The sequence below is a fragment of the Corynebacterium sp. NML 120412 genome (assembly GCF_002285155.1).
GTDB lineage: Bacteria > Actinomycetota > Actinomycetes > Mycobacteriales > Mycobacteriaceae > Corynebacterium > Corynebacterium gottingense.
This window is the reverse complement of record NZ_NSGL01000001.1, coordinates 102,842-118,506: the sequence shown is the minus strand read 5'-3', so window position 1 is coordinate 118,506 and position 15,665 is coordinate 102,842. Positions and strand designations below refer to the sequence as shown.

Genomic DNA, 15,665 nt, shown 5'->3' with positions numbered 1-15,665 from the left:
TCGCGCTTACTTGCGGTGCTTGTTGTTGACAGCGGTGCGGGTTGCGGTTGCGCCCGCCAGGCCAGCGCTGGTGTCAACGAAGTCGGCCGGCTCGCCGTAGACCTTCTTGTCAGCCTTGTCGGCGGAGGTGCCGAGGGCGCCGCCGTCCTCGTCCCAGTCCTCGTTGACGTTGTCCTTGTGCACCGGAGCCTTGGAGGCGCGGTAGAACATGTAGCCGCCGCCCAGGGCAATGATGAGGGCGATGGCGACGCCGCCCCACACCAGGTCGCTGCCCGCGGAAGCGGCGCCGTTGCCGATCCACCAGATGACAAAAGAGACGAACGCCGCGACCGGCAGGGTGGTGATCCAGGCCAGGGCCATGCGGCCGGCGACGGACCAGCGGACCTCGCCCTTCGGGCCGGTCAGGCCGGAGCCCATGATGGAGCCGGTGGCCACGTGGGTGGTGGACAGCGCCATGCCCAGGTGGGAGGAGGTGAGGATGATGGCGGCGGAGGAGGTCTCAGCGGCCATGCCCTGCGGCGGGTGGATCTCAACGAGGCCCTTGCCCAGGGTGCGGATGACGCGGAAGCCGCCGGAGTAGGTGCCGATCGCGATGGCCAGCGCACACGCCAGCTGAATCCAGAACGGCATCGGGTGGTCGGAGTCGAACTGGCCGGCGGCGACCATGGCGAGGAAGATCACGCCCATGGTCTTCTGCGCGTCGGAGGTACCGTGCGCGAGCGCGACCAGGGAAGCGGAGCCGATCTGGCCCCAGCGGAAGTAGCGGTCGCGGTGCTCCTTCTCGGAGTGGTTGGTAATGCGGTAGACCAGCCAGGTACCAATCAGGGCAACCAGGCCAGCGACGAACGGCGCGGCGAGCGCCGGGATGATGATCTTGTTCAGCACACCGACCCAGACGACGCCGTCGAAGCCGATGGCGGCGATGGCCGCGCCGATCAGGCCGCCGAACAGGGCGTGCGAGGAGGAGGACGGGATGCCGAAGAGCCAGGTGAACAGGTTCCACATGATGCCGCCGCCGAGACCGGCGAAGACGACAAGGAGGAGCCTTTCAGAGTCAATTGGGTTGCTCAGGTCGAACACGTCGAGCTCCACGATGCCGCCCGCAACCGTCTTCGCCACCGCGACCGAGAGGAACGCGCCGACGAGGTTGAGGATACCGGCGAGTGCGACAGCCACCTTGGGTGTCAGCGCGCCGGTAGCGATGGACGTTGCCATCGCGTTTGCAGTGTCGTGGAAGCCGTTAGTGAAGTCGAAGAACAGAGCAACGACGATGATGAGGACAAGCAGGATCGTAATACTCACGGGAAGGAAGTATGCGCCTCTTATGTAACGCTGTCGATACTAAAAGCAAGAATTCATGTAAAGGTAAACTATCCGTTTCCCGACGTTTGCCATACACCGCCGAGTTGTGGCCCCGACCACAACTTCGCCGACCCTAGAACGAGCTCGACCCGCCCGCTCCGGAGAACCCGGAACTGAAGCCTGTGTTGACCCCTCCGCCGGAGCTGCCCGACTCCGCGTCCTGCGCCGCCTGCACGTTGTCGTGGTGCCACGAGGACATCGCCACGTACGGCACGTAGCCGGAGTAGACGTAGCCCGGGTCCGTCAGCGTCGGGCGCTCGAGCTCCTTGTATTCCTTCACGTCGCTGAACTCGCGGCGCTTGACTTCGTCGAGAAGCAAACGGTAATCGCTAAGCAGGCGGACGAAGCGGTCGAGGAAGTCGGGCGCCTCCGGGGCGGCGTCGAGGGCGTCGACGCGTTCCTGCAGCCGGGCGAGGTCGCCGCGCAGCGTCTCGTCCTTGACCTCGTAGCGGGCGCGGACGATGTCCTCGCGGATGTCCGTGAGCAGGTTGCGGCGGGCCGGGCCGTCGCCGCGCTCCACCTCGAAGAGCCGGTTGATGTTGTCCTCGGCGTGGCCCGCGTCCTCGAAGGTCTGCGCCGCCTCGCGCAGGTTCTTCGCGCTGTCGTAGGCCTGCTCGTCGGTGGCCACGCTGTTGCGCTGCGTCACGTCGTGCAGCGCGAGGAAGCGGTCGCGCACCTCGACCCACTCGTCGCGCATCTCGGCGTTGGCGAAGGCCGAGGACACCGAGTTCGCGCGGACGTCCAGCTCGTCCAGCCGCTGGCTCAGACCCGTGTATTCAGTCGCCAGCAGCGCGTGGTCTTCCCGCGCCTGGTTGATCGCTTTTCGACGCTTCCGCCTCCGCTCCGCCACGATCGTCCCGCCCAGCAGGCTCGCGCCCGCCGGGATGCCGGCCCCCGCGACCGTCCGGCCGACGCGGCCACCCTCTGCATCATTGACGCCCCACTGCTCGGCCTTTTCCCCGTCCATGGCCAGGTTCGCGCCGGCGAACACGGCCGCGGGCAGGTTGTTGTCGCGCAGCCCCGGCTTCATCTCCTCCAGCACCGATTCCAGGCGCTGGCCTTCGCGCAGCTTCAGCTGGTCGGCGACGTCCCCGCCCGCGAAGACGAAGTTGTTGCGCGACTCCATATCCGCGCCGAGGATGAGTACGCCGTCAGCGAAGGTGTCGTTGCCAATCTCGTCCGGGAAGTTGTCGCGCAGGAAGTTCTCCACCGAATCGTTGACGTTGTCGCGGCCCTCGGAGAGGTAGATGTAGTGGACCGTCTGCACCGTGTCGGGGTGGGGGAGACGCTCCGCGTCGTGCTGCATGCGGGCCTCGTCGTCAGCGCTCACGATGTCCTGCGGGTCAGAGATCACCAGGTTCGCAGCGTCGGTTTGGGTGGACACGGCGAACTCGGCAGCGTCGGGGACGTCGGCCGTGGCGAAACTGGCCACGCCGCCGCCCACCGCGAGCAGCGCCGTCGCGCCGAGCACGACCGCCCAGTCCTTCGCGCCGGAGCCCTTCGCCGGTACGATGTTCGCCTTTGCCGCCTCGCTGCGGGAGCGCTGCAGGCGGCTCGCGGGAGTGTTTCGTGGGTGCGGATTCAAAGCCATAGACCAAAGCATAGCGAGCCGATGGAGTGGAGGCAGGGACGTACGGTACGGGCGACAGGGGGTTGCGCTTCGCGACGTGGTGGGCACCGGCGTGATCGATATGCGGTAGCGCATGTCGGAGTTGTGACGCTTGATCAGGATTGGGTGCTGGCGCACTCCATAGGGAAGCGCCAGCACTCAGCTCGGTGCTATTCGACCGCGACGGCCTCGGTCGGCTGCTTCTTCCGAGCCCCGCTCTGGGTCGCCAGCACGACGGCGGCGAGGATGGCGAGCACCGCCCCTGTCCACATCGCGATGGCGGGGTCGTCGCCGAACATGCCGATGGTGACGGCGCTGACCGCGGATCCGAGCGTGACTCCGGCGGAGATGACCGCGGTGTGGACGGTACTGACCATCGTCCCGGCCCCTCCGACCTCGGCGACGCGAGTCACCAGAGCGGGGTTCATGGACACACCGACGAATCCGACCACGATGACCATGGCCAGAACAATTGGCTGGACGTAGCTGAACGTCGCCAGCAGTGCCAGCGCGATGAACAACAGCGCGTGACCGACGCGTAAGACCGCGACGGCGTGCTTGTCGGCGAACTTGCCCACGATCATGTTGCCGATGTAAGAGCAGACACCGTACGCGAGCAGGATGATCGTCGTCGCGTTCGCGCTGAACCCGGCACTGGCCTCCAGCAGCGGCGTGAAGTACGAGAACGAGGCGTAGGCGGCCCCGACGGTAAGCAAGCTGACCAGGTAGCGGGCCCACAGACGCGGCATCCGCAGGTTCCGCACGTCCTGCGCGACTGCTTCCTGCTCGGGGGCGTCGCGCCTGGGAAGGATCGCCAGACTGGCGAGGAACAGCAGGAAGGTGAGCACGCCGAGCACGTAGAAGCTGGCTTGCCAGCCCCAGCGGTCGCCGATGAAGTGGGAGAGTGGGAGGCCGAGGATCGTGCCGACCATGATGCCGCCGAGCACGATCGAGATGGCCTCGCCGATCTTCTGCGGGCTGGACGCCAGCAGCGCAGCGTACGTCACCGACAAGCCGAACGACGCGCCCGCCAGTGCGCCGGTCAGGATCCTGATCAGCGCGACCCACCAGTACGCGTCAACGAACGGCACGAGCACCTGCATCACCGCGTAAAGCGCGACGATGGTCAGCAGGGCTCCCTTGGGCGGGCTATGGCGAAGGAAGTAGGCGAACAGCGGTCCACCGATGGCCATGCCGCCGGCGTACATCGAGACCAGCATGCCGATCTGACCGGTGGACACGCCGAGGTCGGCGGACATCGTGGGCATCATGCCGGTGACCTGGAGCTCGCTCATGACGGTCACCATGATGGTGACCATGAGGAGGTAGAGATGCTTCTTCATGGAGCTTCTTTCTGGATAATGAAGTACACAATTCGGGCAAAATGAAGCCCGCACCGGCTTTCGGTGCGGGCGGTGTCAGGCGCGCAGGGCGTCGAGTCCGAGCATCACCACCTGACACAACTCGTCCGGGGTAGAGCCAGCCTGAGCGAGTACACGCATGCCAGAGACTAGAGCGGCAACGGTCCGTGCCGCATCGGATGCGGGCAGCCTTTTCCTGATCGAACCGTCAAGCTGGCCGGCGCGGACAGCCTGCTCGATCAGAGCGAGTTGCTGCTCCAGTGCGCGATCCAGCAGGCTTTTGACCCTCTCGCTCTTCGTGCCCAGGTCGGGCGTCATCCGCGCGCCAACCACCATGCAGCCTGCTGCGTGACCATGAGTGGCGGCTTCACGCTCTTCGTCGAGGAGGAGGTCCATCAGGGCGACCAGCCGAGCCATCCCATCAAGCCCCTCGTCGAGCAGTACGACCTCCTGGGCGAGACCGGTCGTCTCGACGTATCGCTCTAGGGCGCGCAGATACAGCCCGTCCTTCGACTCGAAGGTGTTGTAGAGGCTGCTGCGGCGGACGCCCGCTGCCTCGCACAACTGCTCGGTCGAGGTGTCCGCGAAACCGTGGACACGGAACTCCGCCGCAGCGGCGTCGAGGACGGCTGTCTCGTAGAATGCGCGTGGCCTGGCCATGAGTGACAGCGTACCAGTTATGTACTCATGAATCCAGAAAGCAGGATGATCAGGCCGCCACGTCATCCAGTGCTGCGGCACACGCTCCGCACGCTTGCCTTCGGGCAGCGTAGTCACCTCTTGCGCCAGGCAGGCCACTTCGGCATCCCTCGACCCTTCCAGGTCTCCACCAAGCCGGCGGTCCGGCGGGCGGAGGCGAAGAGCCCGTAGCCGACCCCGACGAGGCCCACGGCGACCACGAGCCAGCGCCCGATGCCGAACCACACGCTCCCGTCCACGTCCAGCGCCCACTGAGGGCCCGTGATAAGCCCGGCGATGCCCATCCAGAGCCCGGCGACGACCACGGCCACCGGCAGGAGTGCGAGGCACATCGCGGCGGTGGCCGACCAGAGCTGACGGGCCTCCAGCTTCGAAGTCGCCTGCACGATTCGCTCGGCGCGCTCGTTCGAGGCGTCGAGGTTCGCCGTGACGACCCGCCCGGCCTCCCCGGCGACCTGCTCGACGGCCTTCTGCACGCGCTCCTCAGGCCGACCCGGCTGTCATGGCCGCGGACACTCTACTGATCACCATTCCCACCGGGATGGGGGTGGACGTGAACGTGAAGATTCTGCAGAACTTTGCCACCCACGTCGCCCCAGCGCTCGGCTGGCGGCCGAACGCGCAAGGCCCGGTCACCGGCTACCCCATCGACTAACCCCCTGCGCGCAAGAAGCCAGCTGATCCCACACCCGCGCGGCTAACCATGCCCCACCCCCGTCCGTTTCGGGGGTAACCTTGTGGGCGACCAATTTTCCCCACTACGGATCGTTCGGCACGTACCTGCCGATGGAGGACACCATGGCTTCAGTGACCTATGACAAGGCAACCCGCATCTACCCCGGCGCGGACAAACCCAGCGTGGACAAGCTCGACCTGGAGATCGCCGACGGCGAGTTCCTCGTTCTTGTCGGCCCGTCCGGCTCGGGCAAGTCGACCGCCCTGCGCATGCTCGCCGGGCTGGAGGACACGAACGACGGGCGCATTTTGATCGGGGACCGCGACGTCACCAACGTCAGCCCGAAGGAGCGCGACATTGCGATGGTGTTCCAGAACTACGCGCTGTACCCGCACATGACCGTGCGCGAGAACATGGGCTTTGCGCTGAAGATCGCGGGTCAGGACAAGGACGAGATCAACCGCCGCGTGGAAGAGGCGGCGAAGACGCTGGACCTCACCCAGTACCTGGACCGCAAGCCGAAGGCGCTGTCGGGCGGCCAGCGCCAGCGCGTGGCCATGGGCCGCGCCATCGTGCGCGAGCCGCAGGTGTTCCTCATGGATGAGCCGCTGTCCAACCTGGACGCGAAGCTCCGCGTGCAGACCCGTACGCAGATTGCCAACCTGCAGCGCCGCATGAAGGTCACCACTCTGTACGTCACCCACGACCAGACCGAGGCCCTCACCATGGGCGACCGGATCGCGGTGCTGAACTTCGGCGTGCTGCAGCAGGTGGGCACTCCGCGCGAGCTGTACGACCGCCCGAACAACGTGTTCGTGGCCGGCTTCATCGGCTCCCCGGCGATGAACCTGTCCACTTTTGATGTGGACGCGCAGGGCGTCGCCTGCCTGGGCCAGGCGTCCATCCCGCTGCCGCAGGAGGTCAGCTCCGCCGTCACCGAGGCGGACGGCGGCCAGATCATCCTCGGCTTCCGCCCCGAGGCGCTGACGCTGGTGGAGAACGCGGAGCACTCCATCCCGGTAGAGATCGACTTTGTGGAGGAGCTGGGCTCCGACTCCTTCCTCTACGGCCACCTCGCCGGCGGCGGCTGGAAGGAAGAGGGCCTGCAGGAGGAGACGTCGGGCCAGATCGTGGTGCGCACGGCACCGCTGTCCGGCGTGCGCGAGGGCGACGTGGTCCACGCGCAGATTGCGGAGGGCGGCCTGCACGCCTTCTCCAAGGCCACCGGCCAGCGCATTTAAGGCCCACGCGTGCAAGAGAAACTCAGCGTTCTCTCGCCAACCTTCGCGCCCACACTGCTGAAGATGCCGTGGTCCACCCCGCTTGAAGGGTGGAGCACGGACCTTCTCGCTGCCCTGCCGCGTGGCATCTCGCGCCACACGGTGCGCCTCATCGAGGCGGACGGGCTGACCTTCGCGGTCAAGGAGATTGGCGAGCACGTGGCCTACCACGAGTACAGAAACCTGCGCCGCCTGCAAGAACTCGGCGCTCCGTGCGTCGTGCCGGTCGCGGTCATCACCCACCGCCGGGACGCCGACGGCGAAGAGCTGACCCCGTGCCTGGTCACGCAGCACCTCCGCTTCTCGCTGCCGTACCGTGACGTCTTCTCGCGCACGCCGGCGGCAGAGGTGGTGTCCAAACTGGTCCGCGCCCTGGCGGTGCTGCTGGTGCGCCTGCACCTGCTCGGCTTCTACTGGGGCGATGTCTCGCTGTCCAACACACTGTTCCGCCGCGACGCCGACCAGTTCTCGGCCTACCTGGTCGACGCGGAGACAGGCGAGTTCCACGAGCCGCTCTCAAAGGGCCGCAGGCTTTACGACGTCGACGTGGCCCGCGTCAACATCATCGGCGAACTCATGGACCTCCAGGCCGCCGAGCTGATCGACCCGGACGCCGACGTGATCGCACTCGGCAACGCCATCGAAGCGGTCTACTTGGAGCTGTGGGACCTGGTCACCGGGGAGCTCGTGGTGGAGGGCGACGCGTTCGACGCGATTGCGAAGCGCGTCGCCGCCGTCAACGAGCTCGGGTTCGACGTGGGCGAAATGGAGATCGAAAACGACGGCGATACCTACCGCATCATCATCGAGCCCGCGGTGTTCTCCACCGGTTTCTACCAGAAGAAGCTGCTGCAGCTGACCGGCCTGAACGTGCAGGATCGGCAGGCGCAGCGCCTGCTGGGGGAGATGGAGGTCTACCGCGCCGTGCGCTACGGCGGGAAGCTGCCGCTGGAGGCGGTGGCGCACCGGTGGATGGTGCGCGAGTACGAGCCGGTGGTGGCGCTTACGCCCGAGCCGTTGCGGGAGAAGCTGGAGCCCGCGCAGATCTTCCACGAGATCCTGGACCACCGCTGGTTCCTCAGCCAGAACGAGCACCGGTTCGTCCCGCTCATGCAGGCCGCGGAGTCCTACTTCCAGGGGGTCCTTCCGGGGCACCGGGACGAGGCGATGGTGTACCGGCAACGCCCAAGTTTACCCCCGGTTTACCCCCAGCCCGCGGAGGGTGAGGATGATAACACCAGCTAAGACCACCGTATAGGTGTTATGTATGGAAGGCATTGTTGGTCCTGCCAGGCGGTCCTAACCTTGAGAGGGTACGGAACAACCTAAAAGCGAAGGACCGCCGATGAGTACGACAACCCGCGCGGCTCGCCGAGTGCTGGCGACCGTGGCGACGGTGATGGTGGCGTCGATAAGCTTGGTTGCGTGCGGAACTGACAATGGGCCGAGTGTGTACTACCTCAACTTCAAGCCCGAGCAGGCCGAGCAATTCAAGACGATCGCCGCGGAGTATACGGAGGAAACCGGCATTCCGGTCAAGGTGGTCACCGCCGCCTCCGGCTCCTACATGCAAACGCTCAAGGCCGAGATGGCGAAGAGCAACGCGCCGACCCTGTTCCAGGTCAACGGCCAGGAGGGCTACGGCATCTGGAAGGACTACCTGGCCGACCTCTCCGATTACGAGGTCGTGCAAGAGCTTAACGACGACGCGCAGCCGATCACCGACAAAGACGGCGCCGTCCGCGCCGTCCCCTACGCCCTGGAAGGGTTCGGCATCCTCTACAACGAGGAGATCTTCGACCAGTACTTCGCCCTGCCCAACCCCGCCGTGGCCTCCACCAAGGAGATCAAGAACTTTGACACGCTCAAGGCGGTCGCCGAGGACATGCAGGCCAAGAAGGAGGAGCTGGGTATCGACGGCGCGTTCGCGGTGACCAGCCTCATCGCCGGCGAGGAGTGGCGCTGGACCAACCACCTGATGAACGGCCCGTACCACTACGAGATCCAGGACCGCGGCATCACCGAATTCACCGAGATGCCCACCATCGACTTCATCTACGGCGACCAGTACAAGCAAATGCTGGACCTATACCTGAACAACTCGACCACCAAGCCCGCGCTGGCTGCGTCGCGCTCCACCAGCGACTCCATGGCGGAATTCGCCACCGGCAAGGCCGCCATGGTGCAAAACGGCAGCTGGGCCTGGAGCCAGATTGGCGGCGAAGGCTCGACCGCTGTCAAAGAGGACAAGATCAAGTTCATGCCCATCTACATGGGCCTGCCCAACGAGGAGAACGTGGGCCTGAACATTGGTACGGAGGCCTACATGGCCGTGAACAACAAGGCTAGCGAGGAAGACCAGCAGGCCACGCGCGACTTCCTCAACTGGCTGTTCCTCTCTGATCAGGGCAAGCAGCACGTAGTCAACGACCTCTCCTTCATCGCCCCGTTTAAGAACTACGGCCCCGAGGACGTGCCGGACGACCCGCTGGCGCACCAGGTGCAGGCGGCGCTGACGGACGAGGACTCCGAGACCATCCCGTGGGACTTCCAGTTCAGCCCCAACCAGCAGTTCCGTGACCTGTACGGCCAGAACCTGGCCCAGTACGCGATTGGCAACATGAGCTGGGACGACGTGGTGGCCAAGCTCAAAGAGGACTGGGAGTACGAGATGGCCAACCAGATTGCCCTGCTGGACTAGGGAGAGGAGCACACCACCATGCAAGCATCACTGAAAAAGTATTTCCCCGTCTTCGTCCTGCCGACCCTGCTGGCCTTCGCCATCGCGTTCCTGGTCCCGTTTGTGATCGGCTTCTTCCTCTCGTTTACCAAGTTCACCACGATTACCGACGCCCACTGGGTCGGCCTGGAGAACTACGGCCGCGTCTTCGAGGAACGCGAAGGATTCGTCCACGCCTTCGGCTTCACCATAGCCGTGGCGATCGTGTCCATCATCACCGTCAACGTGATCGCGTTCGCCATCGCGTGGACGCTGACCCGCAAACTCAAGGGCACCAACTTCTTCCGCACGGTGTTCTTCATGCCGAACCTCATCGGCGGCATCGTGCTCGGCTACACGTGGCAGTCCATGATCAACGCGGTGCTGGCCCACTACGACACCACCATCGCCGCCGACAGCAAGTTCGGCTACGCCGGCCTGGTCATCCTAATGAACTGGCAGCTCATCGGCTACATGATGATCATCTACATCGCCGGCCTGCAAAACGTGCCGCCGGAGCTCATCGAGGCCGCCGAGCTGGACGGCGTGAGTAAGTGGGAGATGCTGCGGCACGTCACCATCCCGATGATGATGCCGTCCATCACCATCTGCCTGTTCCTCACGCTCTCGAACACGTTCAAGCTGTTCGACCAGAACCTCGCGCTTACCGACGGAGCGCCCGGGCAAGAGACCGAAATGGTCGCCCTCAACATCGTCAACACCATGTTCAACCGCGTCGGGGCCGAGGGCGTCGGCCAGGCGAAGGCCGTGATCTTCGTCGTCGTCGTGGTTGTGATCGCAATGTTCCAGCTGCGTGCCACCCGCAGCAGGGAAGTGGAGGCATAGGACAATGACAACGAAAGTAAGTAAGGGACAGCGGGGCGTCGATAAGCAAAAAGCCGCCAGCGAGGCCAAGGTCTCCGGCGGGGCGAAAACGCTGATCTACGCGGTGCTGATCTTCCTCACCATCGTGTTCCTCGGGCCCATCCTGTTCATCCTGCTCAACTCCTTCAAGGACCGCTTCGCCATCTCCACCAACCCCTTCGCGCTGCCGGTTGGCGAGCTGTGGGCGGGCCTGAGCAACTACATCACCGGCGTGCAAGGCGAAGGCTTCGGCTGGGCGATCGTGTGGTCCTTCGTGATCACGATCCTGTCCGTCGTGGCCGTCGTGTTCTTCTCCTCCATGACCGCGTACTACATCACGCGCGTGAAGACGTGGTGGACCAGCGCGCTGTACTACCTGTTCGTGTTCTCCATGGTCATCCCGTTCCAGATGGTCATGTTCCCCACCGTGGTCATCGCCGACCGCCTCGGCCTGGCCAACCCGCTGGGCATGGTCGTGCTGTACATGGGCTTCGGCGCCGGACTGTCCGTGTTCATGTTCTCCGGCTTCATCAAGTCGATCCCGCTGGAAATTGAGGAAGCAGCGACCATCGACGGTTGCTCGCCGATCTCCACCTTCTTCCGCGTCGTCATGCCGATGCTCAAGCCGACCGCGATCACCGTGGCGATCCTCAACGCCATGTGGATCTGGAACGACTACCTCCTGCCGTACCTGGTCGTCGGCCTGTCCACGCCGTACCGCACGATCCCGGTCGTGATCCAGCAGTTCATCGGCTCCCAGGGCGACCGCGACCTCGGCGCCATGATGGCCATGCTCGTGCTGGCGATCCTGCCGATCATCATCTTCTACATGGCCGCGCAGAAGCACATCGTCGAAGGCGTCGCCGCCGGTGCGGTGAAGGGGTAGGTCGGGTTCGGCTGGCTTGGCTGGTTGTTGGCTGGCTTGGCTGGTTGTTGGCGTCGGGATCGGTTTCGGTCCCGGCGCCTTTGCTGTTGGAGGGGGTTCTCGCGCGGGGCGGGTCCAGATGGAGCTAGCTCCGTTTGCGGTAGACCGCGGTTCGCGACCAGGCGTTTTAAGTGACCGTCCGGGCCAAACGGAGCTAGCTCCATCTGCAGTAGACCGCGATCCGCGACCAGGAGATTTAAGTGGCGGTCGGGTCCAAACGGAGCTAGCTCCATCTAGACCGCCCGCGGCACCGCTCCGCGGCCATCCGCGCCTGACTGGTCCGCCGCCACCAACTACGCTGGTCCGGGTGAACATGTTTAACCCGGACTCGCGTTTCATGTCCGCCTTCACGCTGATGGCGGACATTGTCATTCTCAACATGCTCATGATTCTGTCGAGCCTGCCCATCGTCACCGGCGGCGCCGCGCTCCGCGCCGCAAACGTCGTCGTCGGCGACATGATCCAGGGCCTCGGTTCGCGGTATGCGTTGCAATACCTGAGGGAGTTCCGCACACAAACGCGCCCCGCCACGCTGTGGTGGCTGGTGCTGCTCGCCGCCGCCGTCGTCCTCGTCTACGAGCAGTGGGTCCTCTTCCAGGCCGGCATCGACGGCGCCGCGCTCTTCGCGCTCCAGGCGCTCGCGCTGTCCGGCGCGATGGTGCTCGCCGCAATCTCCGTGTGGTTTTTCGCGCTCGAATCGTTGCCTTCGCCTATCGACGCCTCCGCATCCCCCTTCTCACTCGCGGTCGTAATGACCTTCAGGCACCTCATACACACGCTCGGCGCCCTCGCCGTGCTGTGGATGGGGGTCTCGCTCGTGCGATTCCTGCCCCTGGTCGTTGCCGTACCCGCTGTATTCTTCGTCGTACCCGCCCTGTGCGTGTACGTCATCCGCCTGGTGCTGGCGCAGCCGCTCGGGCAGACGCTGGGGGAGTAGCGGGAATCTTGATACTTGAAGGTTCGACGGCCAGTACCGCCCTGACGATGACCGTCGCCCCTGCTTTCGCGGCAGAAGATACGCCATCTTCGTCGAAGTCTTGCGGCGGATGCGTCAAGGACAAGAGGGAGTGGAAGGAGCGGTCCTTAGAGAAAGGGGGCTCGAAATTGGAACGTTGTCGCCGTTCACGATGTGCAATCTTTCGAGCAGCCTCACTGACATGAGTGACGGAGTGAGTGACAGTACTGAGCACATGAGTGAGGCCGCGCCCCGCCACACCACGCACCTGGCGACGAAAACGTATCGCAGCAGCGCCACCCAAGAATAGAATGAGCCTCAAAAGGGAGGCCGTCATGAAGAAGCACACAGCCAGCATCGCCGCGGCAGCGCTCATGCTCGCCGGAGCTGGCGTCGGCGGCAGCGCAGGAACCGCGGATGCGTCCTCGTTGCCGCCGGGCGCCACCGCGGGTTCGTCCACGATCAGTGCGATGCTCGGGGCGAATGCGCCACAGGGGACCGCGGTGAAGCAAGGCGACAGGATCCGAGTGCAGCGACTCCTGTGGGACTTCAACTGCACGCTCGGCTACGTCGATCCGCGCGCGGGCATTGGATACACGGCCGGGCATTGCGGGCTCCCCGGCGAGCCGGTGCTCAACGCGAATTACCAGATCATCGGTCATTTCGAGGCATCGAACGGGCTCTCCATGAACCTGAACATCCCGTTGGCGTACGCAGCGGACGTCGTGCCGTCGCTCATGCCGCAAGTGTCTCGGGGCATGCTTGCCGACGTCGCGCGAATCCGCTTCAACCCCGGCGTCGTAGCTGGTGGCAACGCGTTTAGTGGCGACCGGGTCGTGCCTCTCGGCGAGGTGCGACACGGCGACCAGATCTGTGCCGTCGGCGCGCAGAGCCAGCGGGTGGTTTGCGGGTCGGTGGACAAGGTCAACGGCGACACCACCTACGCGTTCCAGCACGGTTTGATCCCGGGCGACTCGGGCGGTCCCGCGTGGATCCCGGGGAAGGGGTTTGTCGGCGTGAACAGCGGCGGGTCCACCAACATGGCCGGCACCGAGGGGTACCGAGAGGCGTTCGCGCACCCGCGGGCGCTGTAGGAACGCAGCCGCAACCACACGCAACCAAGCGTTCTTCCAGCGCACCGGATAAAGTTGGGGCAATGAAGAAGAAAATAGCCAGCCTGGTCGCAGCGGGTCTCGCACTCGTTGGCGCGGGCACCGGAGCGACCACGACTACTGCGAACGCCGCGGCGCTGCCGCCGAACAGCACGATGGGTTCATCCGCGGCGAGCGGTGCGCTCGGTTTCAACGCGCCCGCGGGCACCGTGGTGAACCAGGGGGACCTGATCAGCGTCTTCCACGGCATGTGGCTGGACGATTGCACGCTCGGGTACGTCGATCGGGGCGCGGGGGTCGGCTACACGGCCGGGCACTGCGGCTTCGCGGGCGAGCCCGTCCTCAACGCGAACAACCAGGTCATTGGCTATTACGAGAACTCGCATCACCTGCTGCCGGCGCTGGACATCCCGCTCAGCTACCTGGCGCAGTTCTTCCCGGCAGCGCTGCAGTTCGCCTCGAAGGGGCCGCTTGCCGACGTCGCCCGCATCCGCTTCATTCCCGGGGTCGTCCCGGGGGCGAACTCGTTTACGGGCGATCGCGTCGCGCCGATCTGGGAGGTGCAGCCGGGCGATCAGGTGTGCGCCGTCGGCGCGAAGAGCCAGCAGGTGTTCTGCGGCTCGGTGGACAAGGTCAACGGCGACACCACCTACGCCATCCACCGCGGCCTGCGCCCGGGTGACTCCGGCGGCCCGGCGTGGATCCCCGGCAAGGGCTTTATCGGGGTGAACTCCTCGCTGTCCGAAAACGTCGCGGGCACGAAGGGCCAGCGCACCGCGTTCGCCCACCCCAGCGCGCTGTAAGCCGGGCCCCAGCCCCCCGCCCCCAGCGGCCCAGCTGCTAGGAGTTTGCGGCGGGGGAGGGGGTCACGGTGGCGTCGTCAAGCGATTGCCCCTTGATCTTGCCGTGGGCGAACTTGTTGATCACCATGGCGATCGCGCCGTCGCCGGTGACGTTGGCGGCGGTGCCGAAGGAGTCGACGACGATGTACGCGGCGATCATCAGCGAGACCATCGATTCGTCGAAGCCGAGGTTGGCCTGCAGGAGACCGACGGCGGCCATGATGGCGCCGCCCGGGACGCCTGGCGCGGCGATCATCATGATGCCGAGCAGGAAGATGAAGCCGACGACCTGGCCGGGGGTGACGTCAAGGCCGCCCATAAACACGACCGCCAGGGCGTAGAGCATGATCTTCATCATCGAGCCGGACAGGTGGATCGTGGCGCAGAGGGGGACGATGAAGCCGGCGACGTCCTCGTCGACCTTGTTCTTCAGCGTCGAGTTGTAGGTCACCGGGATCGTCGCGGCAGACGAGGACGTGCCCAGCGCGGTGAAGTAGGCGGGCATCATGTTCTTCATCGCAACGAAGGGGTTGCGGCCCGCGATCGCGCCGGCGGCCAGGTACTGCAGCATGAGGATGATCAGCGTCATCAGGATGGAGAGGACGAGGACGCTGCCGAACGCCGCCATGGTGGAGCCGAAGTTCTCGTTCATTCCCAGGTTGAGGAAGGTGCCGAAGATGAAGAGCGGCAGCAGCGGCACGACGAAGCTCTTCACAATCTTCATGATGACGCCGTTGAGCTCGTCAAGTACCTCGTACATGGCGGTGGATTTCACCTGCGTCATGGCGATGCCGATGAAGAACGCGAGCAGCAGCGCCGACATGACCTCGAACGGCGCCGGCATTTCCACCTCGAAGTAGGGGCTCAGCCCGCCGGCCTCCGGGTCGTCCACGTTGGTAATCAGCTCGGATCCCTTGAGCAGGTGCGGGTAGACCACGGTGGCCGTGCCCCACGCAATCAGGCCGGAAATGATGGTGGAACTGTACGCCACCCCGGCGGTAATGCCGAGCCACTTCCCGGCGCCGCGGCCGAGACCCGCGATGGCGGGCGCGATCAGCGCGAAGATCAGGACGGGGACGAAGAATCCGAGGAAGTTGGAAAACAGGCCGTTGAACGTGACAAAAACGCGTGCCAGCCAGTCGGGGAAGACAAAGCTGCACAGGAAGCCGAGGATAATTGCCACGACAACCCAGAACAGCAATGACTTCAAAACGTTCGATTTCATGGTTGGAACCTTTTGCAGTCACGGGACCGTGGACGG

The 15,665-nt window shown here is 65.0% G+C and carries 14 protein-coding genes and 1 pseudogene; 9 read left to right on the top strand and 6 right to left on the bottom strand.

Translation table 11 applies throughout. The annotated features are described in order from the left end of the window. Positions 1 to 6: 6 nt before the first annotated feature. The 5 genes from CKJ84_RS00505 to CKJ84_RS00485 all read right to left on the bottom strand — a co-directional run bounded on the left by CKJ84_RS00505 (position 7) and on the right by CKJ84_RS00485 (position 5,507). A complete protein-coding gene (locus tag CKJ84_RS00505; RefSeq protein WP_095545588.1) occupies positions 7 to 1,302 on the bottom strand; it encodes an inorganic phosphate transporter in 1,296 nt (431 codons plus the stop codon). Positions 1,303 to 1,435: 133 nt separating this feature from the next. Next, positions 1,436 to 2,953, bottom strand: coding sequence for a DUF5129 domain-containing protein (locus CKJ84_RS12150; RefSeq protein ID WP_158221653.1), 1,518 nt, complete (start codon positions 2,951 to 2,953; stop codon positions 1,436 to 1,438). A 188-nt stretch (positions 2,954 to 3,141) separates the two neighbouring features. Further along, complete coding sequence (locus tag CKJ84_RS00495; protein WP_095535564.1) at positions 3,142 to 4,314, bottom strand: MFS transporter; 1,173 nt, start codon at positions 4,312 to 4,314, stop codon at positions 3,142 to 3,144. 75 nt (positions 4,315 to 4,389) lie between these two features. Further along, positions 4,390 to 4,992, bottom strand: a complete 603-nt coding sequence (locus tag CKJ84_RS00490; protein WP_095535660.1) for a TetR/AcrR family transcriptional regulator — start codon at positions 4,990 to 4,992, stop codon at positions 4,390 to 4,392. 113 nt (positions 4,993 to 5,105) lie between these two features. Then, positions 5,106 to 5,507 carry a hypothetical protein gene (locus tag CKJ84_RS00485; RefSeq protein ID WP_095545587.1) on the bottom strand — a complete coding sequence of 134 codons (402 nt, stop codon included), beginning with the start codon at positions 5,505 to 5,507 and terminating at the stop codon, positions 5,106 to 5,108. Positions 5,508 to 5,515: 8 nt separating this feature from the next. On the opposite strand from CKJ84_RS00485, the pseudogene CKJ84_RS00480 reads away from it, so the two are divergent. The 9 genes and pseudogenes from CKJ84_RS00480 to CKJ84_RS00435 form a co-directional block, all read left to right on the top strand. Further along, positions 5,516 to 5,686, top strand: a pseudogene (locus CKJ84_RS00480) (alkane 1-monooxygenase); the annotation flags it as partial. A gap of 143 nt (positions 5,687 to 5,829) precedes the next feature. Continuing rightward, complete coding sequence (locus CKJ84_RS00475) at positions 5,830 to 6,948, top strand: ABC transporter ATP-binding protein (protein ID WP_095546361.1); 1,119 nt, start codon at positions 5,830 to 5,832, stop codon at positions 6,946 to 6,948. A 9-nt stretch (positions 6,949 to 6,957) separates the two neighbouring features. Next, positions 6,958 to 8,232, top strand: a complete 1,275-nt coding sequence (locus CKJ84_RS00470) for a DUF4032 domain-containing protein (RefSeq protein ID WP_095545586.1) — start codon at positions 6,958 to 6,960, stop codon at positions 8,230 to 8,232. Between the two features lie 100 nt (positions 8,233 to 8,332). Then, positions 8,333 to 9,688 carry an ABC transporter substrate-binding protein gene (locus CKJ84_RS00465; RefSeq protein ID WP_095545585.1) on the top strand — a complete coding sequence of 452 codons (1,356 nt, stop codon included), beginning with the start codon at positions 8,333 to 8,335 and terminating at the stop codon, positions 9,686 to 9,688. A gap of 18 nt (positions 9,689 to 9,706) precedes the next feature. Beyond that, complete coding sequence (locus CKJ84_RS00460; RefSeq protein WP_095278628.1) at positions 9,707 to 10,552, top strand: carbohydrate ABC transporter permease; 846 nt, start codon at positions 9,707 to 9,709, stop codon at positions 10,550 to 10,552. A gap of 4 nt (positions 10,553 to 10,556) precedes the next feature. After that, complete coding sequence (locus CKJ84_RS00455) at positions 10,557 to 11,456, top strand: carbohydrate ABC transporter permease (protein ID WP_095545584.1); 900 nt, start codon at positions 10,557 to 10,559, stop codon at positions 11,454 to 11,456. A gap of 346 nt (positions 11,457 to 11,802) precedes the next feature. Beyond that, positions 11,803 to 12,432, top strand: a complete 630-nt coding sequence (locus CKJ84_RS00450; RefSeq protein WP_095545583.1) for a DUF624 domain-containing protein — start codon at positions 11,803 to 11,805, stop codon at positions 12,430 to 12,432. Positions 12,433 to 12,785: 353 nt separating this feature from the next. Beyond that, positions 12,786 to 13,544 carry a hypothetical protein gene (locus CKJ84_RS00440; RefSeq protein ID WP_095278631.1) on the top strand — a complete coding sequence of 253 codons (759 nt, stop codon included), beginning with the start codon at positions 12,786 to 12,788 and terminating at the stop codon, positions 13,542 to 13,544. A 62-nt stretch (positions 13,545 to 13,606) separates the two neighbouring features. Next, positions 13,607 to 14,365 (top strand): hypothetical protein, encoded by a 759-nt coding sequence (locus CKJ84_RS00435; protein WP_095545580.1) that lies wholly within the window; start codon positions 13,607 to 13,609, stop codon positions 14,363 to 14,365. 37 nt (positions 14,366 to 14,402) lie between these two features. On the opposite strand, the gene CKJ84_RS00430 is transcribed toward CKJ84_RS00435, so the two are convergent. Further along, a complete protein-coding gene (locus CKJ84_RS00430; protein WP_095545579.1) occupies positions 14,403 to 15,629 on the bottom strand; it encodes a dicarboxylate/amino acid:cation symporter in 1,227 nt (408 codons plus the stop codon). Positions 15,630 to 15,665: the final 36 nt, after the last annotated feature.